The 772-nt window shown below is 31.6% G+C and carries 2 pseudogenes; both read right to left on the reverse strand.

The features are described from left to right. Positions 1-207 (reverse strand): annotated as a pseudogene (locus L8X40_RS08380) (hypothetical protein); the annotation flags it as partial. 78 nt (positions 208-285) lie between these two features. Further along, positions 286-772: pseudogene (locus L8X40_RS08385) on the reverse strand (hypothetical protein); the annotation flags it as partial.

Below are 772 nucleotides of genomic sequence, written 5' to 3' on the forward strand. Positions count from 1 at the left end.
TCCTGTGTAAAGATTAGGATCTAAATATCTAGGTTGATAGTCTTTGTAGGGGGAGTTTTTTAGGATTTCGTGGGCTTTGAAAAGAGCTTTGGAATTTCTTTCAGTATATGTACCATTGCTTTTTGCTGTAAATAATATTTTGTTTGTATCTTTTTCTACATTTAATATTGATCCATCTGGTGTATAAATCTCATAAGTTTCACTCATTGTTTATCCTTTCTTTAATTAGCCTATACATAAACCATTTTTCATAATAATAGTAGTGGCTAATGAAATTCATTATTTTTACTCTTTTATATTATGCTCTTTAGCATAAGCTAGTATTTTAGCTCGAAGTTCCTCTGGAAAATTATATCTATATATAGCAGGAATTCTTGGATCAAGGAGTTTATCAAGTTTGTGTTTTTTGTAAACATATTCTAAATGCTCTGGAATCCAATAATAAGGTGCATTAGGATAGCCTTGAGGTGGAGTTAGAGCTGCTAGTTTGGCTTCTAAAATAAGAGAATTCATATATAGTTTTGCTTCTTCTTTAGTCCAATCATTGGGAATATCTGTATTGTAAAATGCAACAGCACCTCTACGATATGCCCACATTTCACGATTAAACTCTTTCCTACTCTCTGGAGTAGAATCTATATCTCTTGGATCTTTTAGCTTGCCTTGTCTTACTTTCTCATCTAAAGATCTAATAGCTTTACCATCAGCATCATCTGCAAATTCATATTCTGTTAAATCAATAATCCAATCCACTCCTATAAGTTCATCTAAA

Source organism: Campylobacter sp. CNRCH_2013_0855, from assembly GCF_025773025.1.
Taxonomy (GTDB): domain Bacteria; phylum Campylobacterota; class Campylobacteria; order Campylobacterales; family Campylobacteraceae; genus Campylobacter_D; species Campylobacter_D jejuni_C.